This window comes from Rubripirellula obstinata (assembly GCF_001642955.1).
GTDB lineage: Bacteria > Planctomycetota > Planctomycetia > Pirellulales > Pirellulaceae > Rubripirellula > Rubripirellula obstinata.
Window position 1 is genome coordinate 59,207 of record NZ_LWSK01000012.1, and the last position, 22,495, is coordinate 81,701.

General features: G+C 53.0%; 9 protein-coding genes. 8 read left to right on the top strand and 1 reads right to left on the bottom strand.

Annotated elements, in window-relative coordinates; translation table 11 throughout:
* Nucleotides 1-67 precede the first annotated feature (67 nt).
* From RC85_RS05895 to RC85_RS05920, 6 genes are all read left to right on the top strand, one after another.
* Nucleotides 68-5,665, top strand: coding sequence for a DUF5060 domain-containing protein (locus RC85_RS05895; protein WP_238383096.1), 5,598 nt, complete (start codon nucleotides 68-70; stop codon nucleotides 5,663-5,665).
* A gap of 264 nt (nucleotides 5,666-5,929) precedes the next feature.
* The gene (locus RC85_RS05900; RefSeq protein WP_068259851.1) at nucleotides 5,930-8,149 is read left to right on the top strand and encodes a sulfatase-like hydrolase/transferase; all 2,220 of its coding nucleotides are present in this window, start codon (nucleotides 5,930-5,932) and stop codon (nucleotides 8,147-8,149) included.
* 199 nt (nucleotides 8,150-8,348) lie between these two features.
* Nucleotides 8,349-11,384 carry a glycoside hydrolase family 2 protein gene (locus RC85_RS05905; protein ID WP_084422381.1) on the top strand — a complete coding sequence of 1,012 codons (3,036 nt, stop codon included), beginning with the start codon at nucleotides 8,349-8,351 and terminating at the stop codon, nucleotides 11,382-11,384.
* A 137-nt stretch (nucleotides 11,385-11,521) separates the two neighbouring features.
* Nucleotides 11,522-15,034: a glycosyl hydrolase gene (locus RC85_RS05910; RefSeq protein WP_068259805.1), complete on the top strand. Its 3,513-nt coding sequence runs from the start codon at nucleotides 11,522-11,524 to the stop codon at nucleotides 15,032-15,034.
* A gap of 89 nt (nucleotides 15,035-15,123) precedes the next feature.
* A complete protein-coding gene (locus RC85_RS05915) occupies nucleotides 15,124-15,780 on the top strand; it encodes a bifunctional 4-hydroxy-2-oxoglutarate aldolase/2-dehydro-3-deoxy-phosphogluconate aldolase (protein WP_068259808.1) in 657 nt (218 codons plus the stop codon).
* Nucleotides 15,773-16,864, top strand: coding sequence for a sugar kinase (locus RC85_RS05920; RefSeq protein WP_068259811.1), 1,092 nt, complete (start codon nucleotides 15,773-15,775; stop codon nucleotides 16,862-16,864). Before RC85_RS05915 ends, RC85_RS05920 begins: the two co-directional genes overlap by 8 nt.
* Nucleotides 16,865-17,318: 454 nt before the next feature.
* Here the strand turns inward: RC85_RS05920 and RC85_RS05925 are convergent, their stop codons facing one another.
* A complete protein-coding gene (locus tag RC85_RS05925; RefSeq protein WP_235033276.1) occupies nucleotides 17,319-20,066 on the bottom strand; it encodes a PAS domain-containing protein in 2,748 nt (915 codons plus the stop codon).
* Nucleotides 20,067-20,583: 517 nt separating this feature from the next.
* On the opposite strand from RC85_RS05925, the gene RC85_RS05935 reads away from it, so the two are divergent.
* Entirely contained in the window at nucleotides 20,584-21,315 is a 732-nt protein-coding gene (locus RC85_RS05935) for a glycosyltransferase family 2 protein (RefSeq protein ID WP_235033277.1), read from the top strand.
* Between the two features lie 462 nt (nucleotides 21,316-21,777).
* On the top strand, nucleotides 21,778-22,473 hold the full coding sequence (locus RC85_RS05945) for a DUF547 domain-containing protein (protein WP_068259822.1): 696 nt from the start codon (nucleotides 21,778-21,780) through the stop codon (nucleotides 22,471-22,473).
* Nucleotides 22,474-22,495 lie beyond the last annotated feature (22 nt).

Genomic DNA, 22,495 nt, shown 5'->3' on the forward strand with positions numbered 1-22,495 from the left:
TGCCTAGCACTCATATTGGTGGAGAGCGATGAGACGCATGGGTGACCGGTTTACGAAAAAAAATCAGTTGTCGCACAGAAACCGAACTCAAGCACGCTTGCGGCTGGAGACGCTTGAAAAGCGACAGTTGTTGGCTGCCGAGGTAATCGCACCGGTCTCCGCCGGCTTGGATAGTGCTGGCGATCCCGATTGGAAGCTTGAATACGGTACTCCAGCCGGTAGCCAGTGGATTGATGGGTCTGGATTAGAAGATCCGACCATCGTCGAAACCGGTGATCCGGTACCCGCGCAATGGCCGGAACATGTTTCGGGCAATAGCGCCCAACGTGTCTCTCGAATTCGCAGCGCCCCTGAATTTAATGAATTAACCTTCGACCTCGGTGGCACCTTCGACCTTAGCGGGATGGTGCTTTGGAACAGCACCGAGATTGGGCCTGCGGGATTGCAGACCGACCGAGGTTTCGAGAACACAGTTCTTTCCTACTCAACCGATGGCGGAGCCACGTTTACCGGCAGCGATACGCTGACTTGGTCTGAGAGAAATCATCCGGACGACACATCGACGAACCAGGGTAACAATCCAACTTCGCCGAAAACGTATGCCCCCGAAGTTCAGTCGCTTCCCAGCACGGTCGAAGGAGTCACGCATGTGCGGATGGTGGTGGACAATTTTTCGGCGGCTGGTGCGGACAACATTGTCATGGCGTCGGAAATTCGATTCATTGGCGAAGATGCATCTCCACCGACCCCCGGTGCATATTTGGAAGCCGGCGGCTTGGTGGTCATGGAGACCGAAAACACAGACACCGTTAATATCGGATTGTGGCAGGAAGAGACTCAAATTTCCAACTACACCGGCGATGGTTACCTTCAATTTTTTGGCAACACTTATCAGAACGGTCCGCCGAATTCGCCGATCGAGTACAAGTTTCGGGTGGAGACACCGGGGTTGTATTATTTGCATCTGCGATCGGCAAAAGAGAACAGTGCTGATCCCACTCGCAACGACATCAGCAACGACATTTACGTTCGCGTCGAGGGCGATTACACCGCCGGATCTGGCCCGCACGACAGCCACTTGGATAATGCCTCGCTAAGTTTGTTGCAGAGTGACACCAAGTTCTTTGGTGGCGGGTTAAACACTTTTAGATGGGATTCAGGTGCACAGCTCGATCCGGGTGGACATGCCAACAAACGGGTTGCTCTGTACAACTTTAAAGCCGGCGAAGAATACACCTTAGTGGTTTCCGGCCGATCGAAGTTCTACAGCATCGACCGAATCGTTTTTCGGCACGAAGATACCCCTGTCAATTTGGCCCAGAATCTGAACACACCCGAGTCGCAACGAGCCGCTGGCGAAGATCTCATCGACGGCAATGGCGACGTTCAAATCTCGGGCGAGCTGAAGCAATGGCACAACACCACACTGACTCTGGACGGCCCCGGCGCTAGTGAAACCGGTGCGGTCAATCCGTTCACCCAGTACCGCATGAATGTGACGTTCACGCATCCCGCCAGCGGATTGACGTACACCGTGCCGGGATACTTTGCAGCCGATGGCGACGCGGCCAACACCGGCGCAACCAGCGGCAACAAGTGGCGAGCGCACTTATCCGCTGACGAAGTGGGGCTATGGAACTATTCAATCTCGTTCCGCACCGGAAACAACGTGTCGGTCAATGACAGTCCGACTGGTGGTTTTGCCCTTGCTCCCTACGATGGCATCACGGGCAGCTTTACGATTGGGGCGACCGACAAGACCGGCGACGACTTCCGCGGCAAGGGGCGTCTTGAATACGTCGGGGAACACTATCTGCAATTTGCGGGCACGGGCGAGTACTTCATTAAGCAAGGCCCCGATGCGCCCGAAAACCTGTTGTCCTACGAAGACTTTGACGGACCGTTTAAGACCGATGGCGAATACAACCGAGGCGCGTTCCCCAACGAAGCTGCGTCTATCAAGTCTTGGCAACCACACCAGCAAGACTGGAACGCGGGTGATCCCAGTTGGGATGGCGGCAAGGGAACCGAACTGATCGGGGCGCTGAACTATCTGGCTTCCGAGGATCTCAATTCGGTTTCGTTTTTGACGATGAACATCATCGGCGACGACAAAAATGTCTTCCCGTACTTGGACTACGACGAGCGTTTCCGAATGGACGTTTCGCGGTTGGACCAGTGGGGGATCGTCTTTGAGCACGGAACTGAAAAGGGACTGCACCTGCACTTCAAGACTCAGGAAACTGAGAACGATCAGTTGCTTGATGGAGGCGACTTGGGGCCAGAGCGTAAGTTGTATTACCGTGAGTTGATCGCTCGGTACAGCCACAACTTAGCGATGAATTGGAACTTGGGCGAAGAAACCACCAACACGGTACAGCAAGCCAGGGATTTTGCTGAGTATTTTTACGACAACGATCCCTATCGCCACAACGTGGTCCTGCACAGTTATCCTGCGCAAAAAGAACAAAGGTACGGGGACCTGTTGGGCAATCAATCCGAATTGACCGGCTTGTCGTTGCAGACAAGCAAACCCGACTTCCGCGAAGTCCATGACGACACGGTGGAATGGGTCAACCGATCGGCAGCCACGGGGAAAAAATGGGTGGTCGCGGTCGATGAACCCGGCGACGCCCGAGCTTCGTTGCGTCCAGACGCGGACCCGGGCAATAGCCATGTCGATGGCCGAAAGAACGCTTTGTGGGGAACGTTGATGGCCGGCGGTGCCGGCAATGAATGGTATTTCGGTTACGATTATGCCCACTCGGATTTGACGGCGGAAGACTTCCGTAGCCGCGATAACTGGTGGGACTACACGCGGTACGCCAAGTCGTTCTTTGAAGACTTTGACATCCCGTTTTGGGACATGGTCAACGACAACTCGATCAGCACCGCCAGCGATGACTACGGTTTCTACCAAGAGGGCGAAGTCTACACGGTCTATTTGAAAGACGGCGGCACAACGAGCTTGGACCTTAGCGCCGCGCCGGCGGGTGAAACGTTCAACGTCAAATGGTTTGACCCGCGTAACGGCGGCGTCTTGCAAGACGGATCAGTGACGCAGGTTGTTAGCGGCGGATCGCCAGTGTCGCTGGGCCTACCGCCCAACACGCCAGGTCAAGATTGGGCGATTTTGGTGACTTCTGAGTTCTTTGTGCCTAGCGTGGACATTGACGGAGTCTACTTGGTCAACGCCGACAACGATTCCGATATCGTTACGATGACCGATGGCATGGTAATCAACTTCGCCACACTTGATTCAGCTAGCTTGAATATTCGAGCCACCACCGATGGGCCTGCGGGAAGCGTTGGGTTTGAACTGACCGGCGCAACGACCCACAGTCAATCGGAAACCGTCGCCCCCTACGCTTTGTTTGGCGACGAAAGCGGTGACTACAACGCCGGTTCGCTTTCAGTCGGCCAGCACACCTTGGTCGTGACTCCGTATTCCGAAGCAAACCTTGGTGGCACGGCGGGCGATTCGGTCACGATCCATTTCGTGGTTAGCGATGGCAACACCAACAGCCCGCCAACCGGATCGGTGACGATCGCCGGCACGCTGACCGAAAACCAAACACTGACGGCATCGAACACCTTGGTCGATGCCGATGGACTTGGAGCAATCAGTTACCAGTGGCAACGCGATGGCGTGAATATCTCCGGTGCAACCAGCAGCACTTACTCGCTCGGCGCGGCCGATGTGGGATCGCTGATCAGCGTCGTGGCTGGCTACACCGACGGCAGTGGCAAGTTGGAACAGGTCAGCAGTGCGGTCGCTCAACCTGCGACCTATTCGTTTGCCGCTCGCACCGACTTTCCCGTCCTGGATGCGGGCCAGGTGGATTACTACGCCGATTTCGGTAACGATGCTCTGGGGATCAACGCCGCGATCATCGCCAACCGCGCCGGATTCGCTCGCGCCTCACACACCTTCACCGGTGATTCGGGTGTCTACCCCGTGCGGATCACAACGCTGACTGAGGAAGACGGCGAATCGACGTATCGCCTGTTGGTCAATGGCACCGTGGTGGGAACCTACCAGAATCCGTACATCGGGCCAGGTTCAGCACTCGACTTGCAGCCCAACCAGCATGTCTGGAACAATGTGGCCTTGAGCAACGGTGATACGATTTCGATCGAGTCCAATGCTGACACCAACGGTGAAATTCCTGAAGGCGATGGAACCGCTTGGGCACGGGGCCGTTGGCGCTCGCTTGAACTGTTCACGGGCGTTGGGCCGGTGGTCGCCGATAACAGCGATCCATCGATCAACGGATTGTTCTTACTCAATGCCGACAGCGACAACGACATCGTTTCGCTGACTGACGGATCGACCATCAGTTCGGCAACGCTGGGCACGACCAATTTGAATGTTCGTGCGACCACCACCAAGCCAGTGGGAAGTGTTGGGTTCGAATTGACTGGGGTGGTGACGCGTAGTCAGGCCGAAACCATTTCACCCTACGCTCTGTTTGGTGACGCAGCGGGTGACTTCAATGCCGGCGCATTGCCGGTCGGGCAATACACCCTAGTCGTCACCCCGTATTCGGCTGGCGGACTCGGCGGTACCGCTTACACAACAACGACGGTCAATTTTGAAATCGTCGATGCCGATTTGGATTTCGGCGACGCACCCTTGTCCTACGGTACCCTTGTTGCCGATGACGGAGCCCGGCATGCGGCCATTGGGCCACAGCTTGGGGCAACGCGCGACTCGGAGAGTGACGGCACGGTTTCGGCAGGTGCCAACGGCGACGGCAACGACGAAGATGGAGTGATGTTTGGCGGAATCGGGGTCAACAACCTGATCGCCGCGGTCAACGTGGAATTCGGCAATGTGAACGAAGTTGGCACAGCGAAAGTCGACGCCTGGATTGATTTCAATCGCAATGGAGCCTTCGAGCTTGAAGAAAAGATCCTTGACGACATCACGGTCAATCAAGCCATGCAGACGATCAATTACGACATCCCACGCGATCTGCCCGGCGGCATCACCGTGGGTGACGCCTACGCTCGAGTCCGCATCAGTACCGCGGGCGAGCTAGGGCCAACCGGTTTTGCCGCTGATGGTGAAGTCGAAGACTATGTTGTCACCATCGCCGAGCCTCCCAAGGTTGAAAGCATCGAAATCAACGCAGGCAGTTCGCAGCGATCCTTAGTCAATTCAATCAAGGTAACGTTTGACCAAGTCGTGGACATTGATACTGAAAATGGCAATCCGTTCCAATTGATCTACGACGACGAAAATGGTGAAACAGTCGCGATCCAAGCACCGTTGATTGGTCAGACTGGCGAAAAGACAACCGTCGAATTGACTTTCGATCCGTCCACTTCCTATGTCACCGATTTCGGCAGTTTAAAGGATGGCCACTATCGATTGACGATTGACCCATCATTGGTGACGGCGTCGGATGTCCAACTCGATGGTAACGGCGACGGGATCGCGGGCGACGCCTACGTGATGACGGCATCCGATGGACTGTACCGCAAGTATGGCGATGCTGACGGCACCGACTCAGTCGGGCTTACCGACTTTGCAACCTTCCGCAGTGTGTTTGGAACCTTATCAGACGACCCGCATGCACTGTCAGGTTTAGACGCTGATGGCGATGGCGAGATCGGCCTGACCGATTTTGCTGCCTTCCGTGCCAACTTTGGCAATTGATTGGACATCGCCAGGTTGCCGGCGAACTGCCCGTAGCTGATCCCGCCAGGGTTCAGTCGAGCTTGATCCGATCGTGGACTGAACCCTGGCGGGATCAGCTACGTTTTAAAACAGTTTCTCAGGCGAGCGGCAGTTGACAACGTACCGTAGTGGACGAGGCTACGAGTCCTCGAACTGCTGGGACTCGTAGCCTCATCCATTACACTTGGTACGAAATAATCTCCCGATCGCATTACAACAAATTGTCGTTAAATGAAGAGCTCGATGATAAAAACAAGCTTTGGTTTACTTCTATCTACTTTCCTGAGTCTTTCGCTTGCCTCCGCCGACGCACCACCGAAAGAAACACCCCCGAACATTGTTTTCTTTTTTGCCGATGACCAAACCACTGACACCCTTGGTTGTTACGGCAATGCGGTCATCAAGACACCAAACATTGACCAACTTGCTGCTCGTGGAACCCGTTTTGAAAACGCGTTCGTTTCGCAACCGATTTGTTGGGTTAGTCGCACCTCAATTTTGACGGGGCTGACCGGTCGTAGCTATGGCGAGAAAGACAGGCCCGAATTCGCCAGGCCCGATGCGGTTGAGACCTTGTACAGCGACTTGCTTCGTCGTAGCGGTTATCGGACAGGGTACTTTGGCAAATGGCATGCAAAGATGCCCAAGGATTTTGTCAGGCAGGATCACTTCGATGAATTTGAGGCCATTGGTCGGAACCCTTATTACAAGAAACAAGCTGACGGTAGTCTTCGGCACGAGACTGAAGTGATCGTCGACCGAGGTGTTGAATTCATTCAAAACCAACCCGCTGGAAAACCTTTTGCGTTGAATCTTTGGTTCAACGCCTGCCATGCAGAAGACAATGATCGCCGACCAGGGATCGGCCATTTTCCGTGGCCTCGAACCGTCGATGGAATGTACGACGACGTTACCATCGCCCCGCCCCGACTAAACGATCCGGCAATCTTCGATTCGCTGCCGGGTTTCTTGCAAACAACGATCGGACGCGAGCGATACTTTTGGCGATGGAATACGGATCAGAAGTACCAAACCAACATGCGTTCCTACTATCGAATGGTCAGTGGCATCGACGGAGCGATCGGTCGTTTTATGGCCGCGTTAGAATCCGCTGGACTCGCCGACAATACAATCATCGTCTATTCCGCCGACAATGGTTATTACATGGCCAACCGAGGCTTGGCCGGCAAGTGGTCGCACTACGACGAAGCGATCCGTGTCCCATTGATCGTCATGGACCCAAGGCTACCCGCCGAAGCGAAAGGAAAAACGACGGCGGCTCTGGCAACAAACCTTGATTTCCCCGCAACGTTTTTGGATTGGGCAGACGTCGAGATTCCACAAAGATACCAGGGACGCAGCCTGGTCCCAATCACAACCGGTAACGTTCCCAGCGACTGGCGAAGCGAAACATTTCACGAGCATTTCGCCGAACGAAAACGGATCCCAGCGTTCGAGGGGCTTCGTAGTGATCGTTACAAGTACGTACGGTACTTTGATCATGGCAACCATGAATTCCTACACGATTTAAAGAACGATCCAAACGAACTGGTCAACCTTGTCGATGATCCCAAGCATGCTGCGACACTGTCCGAATTTCGCGATCGAACGACAAAAAAAGTCGCAGCGTTGGGTGGTCCTTTGAATCCACTGAAGGCTTTTTCAGAATCGACTGCACCCCATCCAAAAGCGTCTGCAAACGTTTCTGCGAAGTTGGACCGAGAAGGATTTGTTAGAGTCTTTGATGGAAAGACTCTGAAGGGTTGGGATGGCGATAAAGCGTATTGGTCGGTCCAAGATGGTGCCTTAACCGGTGTCACCGATGGGTCGCTAAAATCAAATCGCTTCATCACCTGGAAACATTCGACGATTCGAAACTTTGAACTCCGCGTCAAAGTGAAAGTAACCGCGGGCGGCAATAGCGGATTGCAGTACCGCGGAACTTCACGTCCCGACCTGGGGCTTGACATTGTGTCCGGGTATCAGTGTGACGTGGTTGCCAAAGTTCCGAAATACAACGGAATGCTGTACGAAGAAAAGGGCCGCCGGATTCTAGCGCACGCCAACGAGAAAGTCGTCGTTGACGCGGACGGCAATTCCTGGGTCGTAGGTAAACTTAACGACGACAATTTCGCATCGGCAGCTTTTGATACAAACCAGTGGCACGATTACCGAGTCCTGGTCGAAGGCAACCATCACCGACACTGGATCGATGGTCGTCCGACTGCGGACCTCATCGATCTGGATGAAAAAGGTCGCTCGCTTGAAGGTGTCCTGGCTGTTCAAGTTCATGTCGGCCCGGCGATGAAGATTCAATACAAGGACTTCAAGATCAAACACCTTCCGGATGACCTGGATCTATTAGAACCTGACGAAGTTCAGATTCCCGCGGATGCCTACGGCGTTCGGCCACAGGGTAGACTTCCCAAGAGCTGGAAAGCACCAATCTACGGGCAGCGTTAGATTTTGCGGCTTTTCACAGCAACTTCGGCTCGATAGCGGGTGAGAATTCGCACCTTAATGGATTAGACTCTGTGAGTGGCTAAAGGATTGGCTTGCCCGACTTTGCGGTCTTCCGAAGCAACCTGCTTCCGAAGCAAACTGGCAACTGATCACAACGGACTACTAAACGCATGTTCCATATGATGGAAGCTTTACTGAGATGAACAGACTGATTGAACGTATTGATTGCCAATCCCACGTTGCTCTACTTTGCTTGCTGGTCGCTGCTGCGGTCACTCTTGGCAGCCGTGTTAGCTTTGCCGATTCGCCTGACCAGTCGATTGATAACCGCAAGCTAAATTTCAATGCCGACTGGCGTTTCAATCGTGCGGATTCAAGCGGTGCCGAGGCTATCGAATTTGATGCGAGCGATTGGTCCACGGTCAGTTGCCCACACACCTGGAATGACGTCGATACATTCAACGACTTTGGGACCGGTGGTCACCAAGGTGAATCGAATTTGTGGATGGGGACTGCTTGGTATCGCAAAGAGTTTTCGTTGCCCGAGGAATTTCGCGACAAGAAAGTTTGCATTGAATTTGAAGGCGTGCGGCAAGTCGCTGATTTCTACCTGAATGGACAATTTCTTGGACATGACGAAACAGGATTCATTCCGTTCGCCTTCGACCTGACACCATTCCTGAATGCGGATGGCAAGAATGTTCTGGCGGTAAAGGTCGACAACACCGTCGCTAAAAAATTGTATGACGGCGACACACCTTGGCATCATCAAAACTGGCATCCGCCGCATGGCGGCATCTATCGCAACGTTTACTTGCATGTCATGGATCCAGTCCATGTGACGCTGCCGTTGTATGCTCATTTGGGCACCGAGGGCATTTACGCATGGACAGAATCACTTGCCAAAGAGAAGGCAATCGTTGGCATCAGTGCTGAGATTGAAAACTCGCTCGACAAAGCATCCAACATCGAAGTCGCATTCAAGCTGGTCGATCCAGACGGCAATGTGGTCGCTCAGAAGACGAAAACTGCCGAACTTCCTGCTGGTCAAAAGATCAAATCATCTTCAGCATTAGAAGTCAACGAACCACATCTATGGGAACCGGACTACCCGTACGTCTATCAGGTTCAAGTCGAAATTAGTATCGACGGAAAGGTACGCGACACCAGCACCACTCCGTTTGGATTTCGTAATTATCGCTTTGACACCGCAACCGGATTTTGGATCAATGGCCATCCGTTGAAATTACATGGTTGGGGTCAAAAACCGATCGCTGGTTGGGCTGGTCTGGGTGCGGGCATTCCAAACTGGATGCACGACTACACGCTGAAGATGATGGAAGACGCGGGCGGAAACATGATCCGCTGGGGCCATTGCGCCGGTCCACCCGCAGGTGTGCATTGCAGCGACAAATATGGATTCGTCACCTTGATGCCAGGTGTTGATGGCGAGCGAGATTGCTTTGGCAAAGCTTGGGAAACTCGCACCAATGCCTTCCGTGACTTGATCATTTTCTATCGCAACCATCCATCGATCTGCGTTTGGGAAGGCGGCAACTACAACGTCAGTCCTGAACATGCCGCGGAAATGAAGGCGATCACTCAGAAATGGGATCCCAACGGGAAACGCTATTTTGGATTCCGCATGTCAACGCCCGCGATGATGGGCAGCATTGATTTGGAATTGGGAACCGTCGGGCGGACACGAGCGTTACCGACGCTGCCCGTTGTGGAAACCGAATATGACCGAACGGAAACACCTCGCCGAGTTTGGGACCACTTTTCGCCACCAGATTTCGGTAACCTTGGCAAACTGGCTGAACTCAACACCTACGACCTGACCTCTGAAGGATTCGCGACCAACGCGATCGATCAATGGTGGACGCTGTTCGGCAGCAAGCCTGACCACAGCGGTGGTGCCAATTGGATTTTCTCTGACGGGACTCACGGAACACGTCAGCGCACAGACGTCGCGCGGGCGACGGGCGAAGTCGATGCAGTTCGACTACCCAAGGAAGCTTACTGGGCATTGCAAGCGACTTGGGACGACGAAGATCGCGTGCATTTAATCGGCCATTGGAATTACCCGGCCGACACTGTCAAAACGATGTACGCAGTCGCAAAAGCAGACGCCGCTGAATTGTTTGTCAACGGCAAGAGTCTGGGGCGTGGCGAACGTAGCTTGAACACGTTGTTCACTTGGCCCGATGTGGCGTATGAACCCGGTCAGATCAAAGTCGTTGCCTACCGCGATGGCGAAACCGTCGCCACTCAAGTCAAAGAAACTGCGGGGCCTGCCGTGGCAATCAGATTGACGCCAATGACCGCTCCTGGTGGGTGGCGCGCCGATGGATCGGACATTGCGTTGGTTGATTTTGAAGCCGTTGATGCAGAGGGACGTCGATGTCCGACCGATGAACAAAGAGTGGACTTTGAAATTTCAGGGCCGGGCATTTGGCGAGGCGGTTACAACAGCGGTATCGAGAACAGCACCAATCACCTGTACTTGAACACTGAATGCGGCATCAACCGAATCAGCATTCGTTCAACGCTGCAATCCGGCGAAGTCGTGCTGACCGCAATGCGTGAAGGCTTACCAGCGGCGAAGTTGCGTTTGCAATCCAAGCCGATCGACTTGAACAACGGCGTGACGAAATCGATGCCCGCGATGTTGCCGTCAACCTTGCCATCGGCGAGGCCATCATCGAGGCCTCCGATCAATGACGATGATTTGAAGAAGCTCGCTGAACTTCGCGAAGCACCACCGATTGTCGTGGCGGAAGTCGCTGAAACCGATCGGATGTTTTCCACCTTTGCCTACACCGGTGACGGCGTGGGAGGAATGGAAGATCCGCTTTCAAACGAAATGCTCGCGTATTCGGACGATGCAAGAATCTACGTGAAGTCCGTTCCAGAAATACTCGATGGGACTCGAGTCATTCGGACCGCCAACGGGGACAGTGCTTACTGGGCCAATGATTACATCGTTGCCACTGCGGCTAAAGACCTGGATTTCTTTGTCGCCCATGACCCCAAGGTTCCGACGCCTGATTGGCTGAAAGAGTACGAGAAGACCGGCAAAAAGGTCGCGCTGAATCGTGGTTCGCTAGCGCTTTACAAGAAACGTTTAGCAAAAGACGAAAGCCTTCGCATTCCTGGAAACGCGGACCAGGGCAAGGGCAGGAAATCGGCCTGGAACATGATCCTGTTCTGCAAGCCAGCAAGCGATCAATAGGTTAAGCAAGTTCGGCTTTCTGATCTGCCACCGTCATCCATCTCCGCCAACCTCTTTGATTGGCGGAACAAAAGTTCAAAGATGGAAGATGTCGGTGGCAGCATCATTCTTGAAATGATCCCATCCTTTCGACCAACATGTCAGTACTTTTTAAGATGTTTGTAAAAAAACTATTCGCTGCCGGCTGGTTTCTGTTCGTTGGACTGCTCGGGAATCTTTCGGCGCAGGTAGCCGATGTGCCGGCACCTGAGACGGAATCGATTGAGACTCAGTTTCAGTCGCCTCCGCATTCGATGCATCCCGAGACTTGGTTTCACTTGATCGGTGGCAATGTCAACAAATCGGCGTTGACGACCGACTTGGAAGCGGTCGCCGGTGCGGGCTTTCAAGGCATTCAACTTTTCCACGGAAGAGGAAGACCATGGCCAGGCGTAAAGCCGCAAATTCAAACGCTTAGCCCGACTTGGGATGACATGATTTCGCATGTCGCCGATGAAACCGAGCGACTGGGTTTGGTTTTCACGATGCAAAATTGCCCAGGTTGGGCGATGTCGGGCGGTCCATGGATCACGCCCGATAAAGCGATGCGGCATCTCGTGCATAGCCGCACCGATGTAAAGGGCGGAACTGAGCTTTCGTTGACGCTACCGAAACCACAACCAAGCGATGAACCATGGCGAGATTACCAGGACATCGCAGTCCTAGCTTTCCCAACACCAATCGATGACACCGGTGAATACTTGACGCCGGTTTCAGTGGCCAGTAATCGTCCATCGCAACCGTGGAAGAAGCTGATTGGTGGCGACTCAGAAACCAAGTTCGATATCAACGGCAACGATGGTCCAACTTGGTTGGAACTAACCTTTGACCAACCGACTCACGTGCGCTGCATCGAGCTTCCACCGGTTGAAATTCTATTGAAGCGACGCAACTTTGATCCCGACACAAAGGTTCGCTTGGAAGCGTTCATCGATGGAGCATGGCAGGAAACTGGCACGCGAATCGTTCCGCGTGGCACGTGGCAAGACCGACAACCCGAACATCAATTGGTGCTCGCGTTTCCAGACGCATTGTCCACTCGGTACCGGATCACTTTTGACACAAAACACCCATTGGAATTGTCACGATTCCGGTTGTTATCGGCGGCACGAACCAATGACTGGAAAAGCCAAGCGGGATACGCCCTTCGCAGTTTGCAGCGGGATTCCAATCCAGTTCAAAATCCAGATTCTTGGGTTGACCGTGAATCCATCGTTGACCTTTCGAAGCAGGTTGATAGCGATTGGCGGTTAACTTGGAACGCACCCGATGGTGATTGGACCGTACTACGATTCGGTCACGTCAACACAGGTGTCAAGAATAAGCCCGCGCCGCCGGAAGCGACCGGATTTGAATGCGACAAGCTTTCACCGGCCGGGGCAGAACAACACTTCGCCGGTTACATCGGGCGGGTCAGTGCCGACGGTGGGCCAGCCGATCAGGGACGTTTGAAAGGAATGCTGATCGATAGCTGGGAATGCTACACGCAAACCTGGACGCCGGCGATGGAAGATGAGTTTAAGAATCGGCGAAACTATGACTTGCGTTCTTGGCTGCCCGCACTGGCCGGTTACGTCATCGATGACCATCAAACCAGCGAAATGTTTTTGCGTGATTGGCGTAAAACCGTCAGCGATATGATCGTGCAAAACTACTTTGGACGATTGGCTGAATTGGCACGGCAGCGGGGGATGAAACTTTCGTTCGAGACAGCCATCGGCGACGTTTCGCCGGGCGACATTCTTGAATACTACAAATCGGCCGACATCCCGATGTGCGAGTTCTGGCAACCCAACGATCCACACTGGGGCGGCTTGGAAACGAAGCCGATTTTGCCAGCAGCTTCGGCCGCACATATTTACGGAAAGAATCGAGTCGCTGCCGAAGCCTTTACCAATGCGGGCATTCATTGGAATGAGCATCCGTTCCAATTGAAGCACATTGCGGATCGGCATTTCACCTACGGAATCAACCATCTGGTCTTTCACACCTACACTCACAATCCCCGCACCGAATTGGTTCCGGGAACTTCGTTTGGCGGCCGAATTGGAACACCGTTCCTGCGAGGCCAGACTTGGTGGAAACACATGCCGTTGTTCACCGACTACCTGGCACGTTGCCATCTGATGTTGCAGCAGGGAAATCCGGTCGCCGATGTGCTGTACTATCTTGGCGACGGTGTTGATCACAAACCAAGACAAGACGAGCCGTTTCCAACCGGTTATCGTTTCGACTACCTCAATTCTGATGTTTTGAAAAATCGAATCAGTGTTCAGAACGGACAATTGGTTACACCCGAGGGCATTCGATGGCGAGTGTTGTGGTTGCCGCCTGGACACTGCGATCGCTTATCTCCTTCGACGCTGGCGAGATTGCGAGATCTGATTCTGCAAGGCGCAGTCGTGATCGGCGGGCCACCTAAATTGAATCCGTCACTTGGCGAGCAACAAAGCGAAGGCAAATCGTTTGACGAATTGGTGAGCGACATTTGGGGCGATAGAGATGAACCGTTTGGTCACCGCAGGATCGGCCGGGGACGATTGCTATGGGACATTCGCAAACCCGAAACGCAACTGGCAAGCTTGCTGATGATGCTAAACATCAAACCCGATGTCAGCGGAATCCAAGACGGTACTTGGTGCCATCGCAGCAGCGAAAAATCGGAGATCTACTTCATCGCTGCCAACCGCGCACGACCGCTCAATGCAAACTTGCAGTTTCGTGCCACCGGACAGCCGAGACTTTTTGATCCAATGACCGGCAAATCGACAAAGATTCGAATCTTCGATCAGGCCAATGGATTTACCACCATTCCGATGCAATTACCCGCCGCAGGAAGTGCCTTTGTGGTCTTCGATTCGGGCGAAGCCACGGCGACGGCGACGTCTATCGAGCGAGACGGCGAAGTGGTGATGGATGCTCGAGCGAGTGTCATCAATGCTGAACCTGAAAACGAGTTCCCGTTTGGATTGCAACAGAATGACGAACTACAACCAAGCGTTACAGCACCAAAGCTTGCCCCAACACTGATCGGCGACCATCAAATGCTCGCTTGGGATGGCGGGAAGTATAAAATCAAGAACGACGACAGAACGATTAGTAAAGTAGACGTAGAGCAATTAGAACCCATCAACTTATCAGGGCCTTGGAAGATAAACTTTCCAAGTGGCTGGGGGATCCCGGAGCAATTGACCATCGATCGTTTGATGCCGTGGTCCGAACTTCCCGATCCAGCAACCCGTGCGTTTTCCGGTTCAGCGACTTACAGTTGTGAAGTGCAACTTGATGCTGCGAGCTTGGAACGGCAACTGTTATTGGATTTGGGCGAAGTCAGTGTGATTGCGGCAATTTCCGTCAACGGGAATCCGGTCGCTGTGAAGTGGGCACCTCCGTTTCGCGCCAACATCACTCCGCATGTTGTCGAAGGTACCAATTTGATTGAGGTGACTGTGACGAACACCTGGCATAATCGATTGGTTTACGACGCCAATTTGCCGGCTGCGAAAAAGAAAACATGGACGATCAGTGGTCCTGATAAAAACAAAGACTTGGTGCCCGCCGGAATGGCCGGCCCCGTTTCAATTCGTGTGGGCAAGGTCATTGAATTCTGATCACACGGACGGATTGACGATCCACGGGGGTTCCACCAATCTTTTAATTCATCATCGCATTGCAACCATCACCTGAGCCATCTGCCGTCATGTTTCCTGAGAAGATTCTAAATCGTTTGAGAAAGTCTGGCGTGGTCGCTGGTTTTTCAGTCGAAAAATTGGAGCACGCTGTTCCCTTGACCCGTGCGCTGCTAGCCGGTGGCATCGATACGATCGAACTGTTGCTGCGAACCGCTGACGGGATTGATTCAGTCAAAGCGATCTGCGACGAAGTCCCCGAAATGCAGGTCGGTGTGGGCACGATCTTAACGCCGGAAACTGTCAAAGAAGTGCAAGCGGCGGGAGCACATTTTGGCGTTTCACCGGGAATGAATCCACGAGTCGTGCGAGCGGCCGAAGAAGTTGGGCTGCCATTTGCGCCGGGCATTGCGACGCCATCTGATTTAGAATCGGCAATTGAATTGGGGTGCCGGTTCGTCAAATTTTTCCCCGCCGAAGTAACCGGGGGCGTGGGTTACCTTCGCAGCATGAGTGCTCCCTACAAACACTTGGGCATCGAGTACTTCCCGCTTGGCGGACTGAACGCCGACAATATGGTCACCTACTTGAACGAACCCAACGTGGTCGCCATCGGCGGTTCGTGGATTGTCAAGCAAGATTTGGTGGATAACAAAGACTGGGACGGCATCACTGCACGTGCTGCCGATGCAATCAGAACAGCAAAAACAGGCATGAAGAATGAGTAAGGTTGTCGTCACGTTTGGTGAAATTATGGGCCGCATGGCGGCACCCGGAAATTTGCGATTGCGTCAGACTCGCGAATTCGAGGCCACCTATGCAGGAGCCGAAGCCAGCGTGGCGGCTTCGATTTGCAACTTTGGTGGCGTTGCTCGCTACGTCACCGCACTGCCCAAGCACGCACTGGCCGATGCAACCGTTGACTCGGTTCGGGCGGTCGGCATTGATACCAGTTGCATCCTTCGCACCGACGAAGGAAGACTTGGTCTGTATTTTTTAGAAACAGGTGCGAACCAACGGCCCAGCAATGTGATCTACGACCGAGCGGATTCAGCGATCGCGATCACCGCTGCTGATCAGTACGACTGGGAAGCAATTTTTAGCGATGCCCAGTGGTTGCATCTGAGCGGTATCACGCCAGCTTTATCATCGCAGGCGGCCAATGCAACGTTGGTTGCCGCCCAGAAAGCAAAAGAAGCCGGCGCAACCGTTTCGATTGACTTGAATTTCCGAGGTAAACTTTGGAAGTGGGCAGCGGGAAAGTCAGCTCGCGAGCTGGCCCAAGAAACGATGCAAACAATGTTGCCTTTTGTGGATGTTGTCATCGCCAACGAAGAAGACTGTCACGATGTGTTGGGAATTCAAGCGGGCGAAACCGACGTGCATTCCGGTACGCTTGATACATCCCGCTATCCAGATGTGGCCCGACAGGTCGTAAAGCAATTCCCCAACGTCAGTAAAGTGGCAATCACGCTGCGTGAAAGCCTGTCAGCTTCGCACAACAATTGGGGAGCGATGTTGTACGACGCGGCATTGGACAAAGCCTTTTTTGCACCACTGGGCAACGATGGAAACTACCAAGCTTACGAAATCAAGAACATCGTTGACCGCGTTGGCGGTGGAGACTCGTTTGCGGGTGGATTGATTTTTTCACTGACCACTGCCGAGTTAAGCGAACCGCAGACTGCCGTTCGTTACGCGGTCGCCGCATCCTGCTTGAAACATTCCATCAAAGGCGATTTCAACTACGTCAGCCGCAGCGAAGTCGAAGCCTTGATGGGCGGTTCAGCTTCAGGCCGCGTTGTGCGATAGGATTGAATGCGAAGTCCAGAGAGCGACACAAACGGCGCAATTGTGTCGCCCTCCGGGCTTTGCACTTGCAGACCTTAGGAACGTGCGACTTTTTATAGTCACCTTTCGCTCCGCGAAAGCAGCGGATTCGCTACTTTCGCGGAGCGAAAGGCGACACTAATTTCCCGCTCGTTCCATAGCTTCCAGTCGGCTGGCAAGGCTCGTTTGAAAATGCGATGAACCAGTGAAGAATGATGTTCGGTCAAAGTTGTGGGGTATAAAAAGGCTGGAAGCCTATGCCACTTATTATTCCGACGGTTCTTAAGCGTAGGCCGTAGCGAGTGAAGCGAGTTACGGCAGGACTGCAAAAAAATGCCGTAACTCGCTCCACTCGCTACGGCCTACGAGAATGTCTGGCGATTAGCGAGCCTGCACGGTTGGAGGTGGCATTCACTCAGAATGCGTCTCTCTTCAATCAATTACCGCTCAATTCGATCACTCGCTGCAAGTCTTCGGGTTTGAACGGTTTTGAAACGTAGTCATCCATCCCGGATTCGATGCACTTTTCGCGATCGCCTTTCATCGCTTCGGCCGTCATCGCGACGATGAAGCGATGTGTCTTGGAATCTTTTTCAAACTCGCGTATCGCTTCGGTTGCCTCGTAGCCGTTGAGTTCGGGCATTTGAATGTCCATCAAAATCAGATCGAAATCTTCTCGCGTTGCGTGATCAACTGCTTCACGGCCGTTGACGGCCAGCGTGACGTCATGCCCCCATTTCTGCAAAAAGCCCATCGCGACGCGTTGATTGACCAAGCCATCTTCGACCAACAAGATTTTCCGGGGCGACAGTGTTGGCACCTCTGGAATCAGCAACCCAGACGAATTCTTTGCGACAACATCAACTCCTTTCACTTCCAGCACCACATCCAACAGCTCCGATGCGATCACTGGTTTGGTAATGTATCGTTCAACGCCAACACGACGCAGCCTTGGTGGATCAAGCCCACTGACCGAGGACGATAGAATCACAATGGGACCACAATTATCGAGGCCTTGTTCTATCAATGCTTCGGCAAATTCAAGCCCATCCATTCCCGGCATGTGGAAGTCTGACAGGATCATCCCAAACTCTTTTCCGTCACCTTGAAAATCGGTAACGATATCGAGTGCCTGTTGGCCGCTTTCAGCCAAGACGGGCTGCATTTGCCAGTGACGAATAATCTCTTCCAAAATTCGACGGTTTGTTGAATTGTCGTCGACGACCAAGACGAGCATTCCGGCTAAACGTGCAAGCTCGGCTGGACGTTTCGGGGTCTGATCTGCAACGACACCAAGACGGACCAGGAAGTGGAATGTCGTTCCGCTGCCAGCTTTGCTTTCGACCCAAACACGCCCGTCCATCAACTCAATCAGCCGCGACGAAATCGTTAGACCAAGTCCGGTCCCGCCAAATTCGCGAGTCGTCGAAGAATCGGCTTGGGCAAACTCTTCAAAGATCTTCTGCTGTTTCTCTTCCGCAATTCCAATGCCCGTATCGCGAATGGTGAAGTGCAAAAGTGCTGAACCGTCGGACATCTCTTCTGGATTGACATCAACAACGACTTCACCATTTTCGGTGAACTTAATCGCGTTGCCGACAAAATTGACAATGATCTGTCGCAGACGCCCTGGGTCACCAACGACTTGATTGGGGATCGAAGGATCAATTCGTCCGGCGAGTTCCAATCCCTTTTCTTCCGCCTTAAAAGTCAGCAACTTGACTGCCTTGCCAACACAATCACGGACGTTGAAGCTGACTTCCTCCAGCTCCATTCGTCCCGCTTCGATTTTCGAGAAATCAAGAATGTCATTGAGCAACCGCAACAACGACTGCGACGATTCTCGCACCAATTGCAAAAACTCTCGTTGTTCGCCATCCAGTCGCGTCGCGGACAACAGTTCCGTCATTCCAATGATGCCGTTCATTGGCGTGCGTATTTCGTGAGACATATTGGCCAGAAATTCACTCTTGGCACGGTTCGCCGAATCGGCAGAATTCTTGGCGGCCAACAATTCCTGGTCGGCATGTTTGCGCTGGGTGATGTCACGGCCGATACCGACCATGCCCATGACTTCACCGTCTTCGCCTTGCAAGGGAACTTTAGTCGTCGAAAGCCAGATCAAACTTCCATCACTTTTCTGAAACGATTCTTCCTGGCCAAGCATCGCTTCGCCGGTACGCATCACAATCTGGTCGTCGGCTACGAAATTGCAGGCCATTTCAGCGGGCAAAAAATCGTAGTCCGTTTTACCGATCAATTCGTCTACCGATTCCAGGCCAAACATTTTTAGCGTGGCCACGTTGCCCGTCACGAATCGCCCGCATCGATCTTTGACGTAAATGATGTCTGGGATATTGGTGGTGATCGTCTTAAGCAGATCCCTTTCCCTGGCAAGTTCCAACTCGGCTCGCATTTGAAGCGTCACATCGCGAGAAATACCGAAGGTCCCCATCGTGTCCCCCGACGCATCCCGCAGTGGTAACTTCGTCGTCGAGCACCAGGTGTCTTCCTGATCGTCCCAGTTTTCTCGTTCGACTTTGCCGACAATTGATTCACCGGTTTCGATGATTGTTTGCTCATCCGCAAACGCTCGTCGAGCGTGCTCTTGGCCAAAATAGTCGGCGTCAGACTTTCCAATCAGTTCGGATGGATCCGGAACGCCCAAGTGCTTCGCCTGCGCGTGACTGACCCGAATAAACTTGCTTTGCTTATCTTTGAAGTAAACCGAATCAGGAATGTTTTTCATCAACGTTTCCAGCAAGAACTCAGCTTGCTGGGTCTCTTTCTCCGCCTGCTTCTGTTTGCTGACGTCCCAAAAGGCAAGTTCAATTCCGACGGTTTCGTTGTCTTCATCGAAAACGGGAATCCGCAGCGCTTCGATGTATCTTTCGCTTCCATCGGCCATCACGTGACATTGGATAACGTGCTCGCCCTGTCCACTCGCCATCACATTTTGATCTCGTTCAATCATCGATTGGGCGGCGTTTTCCGGTAAGAGATCAAAATCGGTTTTGCCGATCAGTTCCTGCGGTTCTCGCCCAAAGCACTTGCAGAACGAATCATTGACGTACAGAACATGCCCTTGTCGATCTTTACGAACGACACAGGTATTCATTGCAAGCGTATCGACGTCCGTGATTCGAATCGTTTTCGATGTGCTACTTGAGTCTGTTGAATCCATTTGAAAACCCTTCGAATTCGTCGGCACAAAAAGGCAGGTCACGCCACTTGTCTTTCGCGCCGTTGCTGCCGTCATTGTAACTCATCGCGGACTAGGCTTTGGCATCCATTGAACCACTCTGGCTCCCATGTCCCCTGGCTCCCATGTCCCCCAAATCCTGGTCAAACTCCACTGAACCAGGATTTGGGGGGACATGGGAGCCAAAAGAATTGCGTCGTTTCCAATGATCGCGGCTATGATGCGATCCGGCGAGTCTTTCTGAATGCGATTGTTCAGCAACGCGACCGGCTCAGCAGAACCACGATTGACCCTGAAAATAAAACGGAGCAATCAGCGATGGCCGCTGACCGCCGACCGCTGACCGCTGACCGCTGACCACTAGACTAGTCTGGATGGCGGACTAGCGGCTTGCCTGGACATTGAAGCACCTATGAGTGTTTCCATGCCCACTTTCCGCTTCCAGCAAAATTTATCAGGTTCCAGGACTCGTTTTGGACTTGCCTCGGAAGGCAGACTTTTGAATTCGATTGAACGGGCATTGCAGCGAACCGCGGTGATCATTCCGGCCAGAAATGAACAGGATTCGCTGCCATTGGTGCTGGATGATTTGCCCAACGTTGGCGTGGTGATCATTGCCGACAATGGATCGACCGATTCAACCGCCGCGATCGCCAAACAAGCCGGATGCCAGGTCGTTTCTGAACCGATCCCCGGTTATGGACGTGCATGTTTAGCTGCGATGCACCACCTGGAAAGATTTTGCAAAGACGAATCATTGGCAATCGATTACGTCTGTTTCCTTGATGGCGATTACAGCGACCATCCCGAACAGCTTCAACAGATCTTGCTTCCGATTCTGCACGACGAATCAGATTTTGTTTTGGGCTCACGTTTGCTGGGCCAACGCGAATCAGGTTCCATGCCGCCGCAGGCCGTTTGGGGAAACCGCTTGGCATGTTTTCTGATGAATCGGATTTGGAAAACGGACTTTACCGATCTGGGGCCGTTCCGAGTGATACGACGTCAATCGTTGATCGATTTAGACATGCAAGATCTGAATTTTGGCTGGACCGTCGAAATGCAAGTCAAAGCAGCGGTAGCAAAGTTACGAACCATTGAAGTTCCGGTCCGCTACCGTCGCCGAGTCGGCGTCAGCAAGATCAGCGGCACCGTTTCGGGTACCATCAAAGCAGGCTACAAGATTTTATTCACGATCGCGAAGTACGCCTGGAAAACCAGGAATGGTTAGCGAACTGCCTCGCTTTGGCTCGACCTTTCCCGCAGAGCGGTCTGTCGATCAAATCATAGTCGCCTTTCGCTCCGCGAAAGATGCGTCCACAAACGCTGCTTTTGCGGAGCAAAAGGCGACTATTAATTTGGATCTCAGCGGTAATGGTGAGCCGCTGCCCGTCAGGCCTCCGGCAGTGCGGTAAGCCCGGCCGCTTACGCGCCTGCGGCTCACTTTAATCGACAAGCCGAGAGCGGGAGAAGTGATTAAATGTAACAACACACGACCTCCGCAGCGGTGGGTAAAAGCGTAGGTTCTACTCGAGAAGCTATCTTTCAACGTTCCAACAACCACGCAATCACAATGCTTCCTAAACTGGTCTACTTACTCTTCTGTTGCCTGTCCTGCTCGCTTGGTTCAGATTCCTGCTTCGCTGGCCGAAACGTTTATCTCGGTACTGCGACCGCAAGGAATGCCGTTTCAATGAATGATGTCGATCATTCAACTTGGGACCGTTTACTGCAATCGCATGTAAGTGAATCTGGCAACGTTGATTACAAGAAATGGCATGGCTCGGCCAAGGACGTCAAAGACTTGGATCGATACTTAAATCAGCTTTCTGCTGCGAGTCAGAAGTTGCCCGCCAGCAAACAATCAAAGCTGGCGTTCTGGATCAATGCCTACAACGCTGTCACGGTGAAGGGAATCCTGCGTGAGTACCCGACGACCAGCATCCGCAATCACACGGCGAAGTTGTTTGGATACAACATTTGGGACGACCTACAGTTGTATGTGGGTGGCACCGCGTTTTCGCTTAATCAGATGGAGCATGAAATTCTGCGGAAGATGAATGAACCTCGAATTCATTTTGCGATTGTCTGTGCGTCAAAAAGCTGTCCTCGTTTGTTGAGCCGAGCCTTTGTTGCCAGCGAGGTCGAAGAGCAACTCGATTCCAATGCCAAGCACTTTTTTGCTCAGCCCGCCAATTTTCAGCTCACCGGAAACACGGTAACGCTTTCGTCGATCCTGAAATGGTTTGGCGAAGACTTTGGCAGCAATCAAAGTGCTGTAATGCGGCGGATCACTCCATGGCTTCCGGCTGAAGCGGCCAGTTCGATTGACGCGGCTAGGGTGAAGCTAAACTATGCCGAATATGACTGGTCGCTAAACGGCAGCTAGATTGCCGGGTGGTTTGGGTACA

Coding starts and splice junctions, on each gene's coding strand:
- RC85_RS05900 (WP_068259851.1), top strand. CDS start 5,930: ATGATAAAAACAAGCTTTGGTTTACTTCTATCTACTTTCCTGAGTCTT.
- RC85_RS05905 (WP_084422381.1), top strand. CDS start 8,349: ATGAACAGACTGATTGAACGTATTGATTGCCAATCCCACGTTGCTCTA.
- RC85_RS05910 (WP_068259805.1), top strand. CDS start 11,522: ATGTCAGTACTTTTTAAGATGTTTGTAAAAAAACTATTCGCTGCCGGC.
- RC85_RS05915 (WP_068259808.1), top strand. CDS start 15,124: ATGTTTCCTGAGAAGATTCTAAATCGTTTGAGAAAGTCTGGCGTGGTC.
- RC85_RS05920 (WP_068259811.1), top strand. CDS start 15,773: ATGAGTAAGGTTGTCGTCACGTTTGGTGAAATTATGGGCCGCATGGCG.
- RC85_RS05925 (WP_235033276.1), bottom strand. CDS start 20,066: ATGGATTCAACAGACTCAAGTAGCACATCGAAAACGATTCGAATCACG.
- RC85_RS05945 (WP_068259822.1), top strand. CDS start 21,778: ATGAATGATGTCGATCATTCAACTTGGGACCGTTTACTGCAATCGCAT.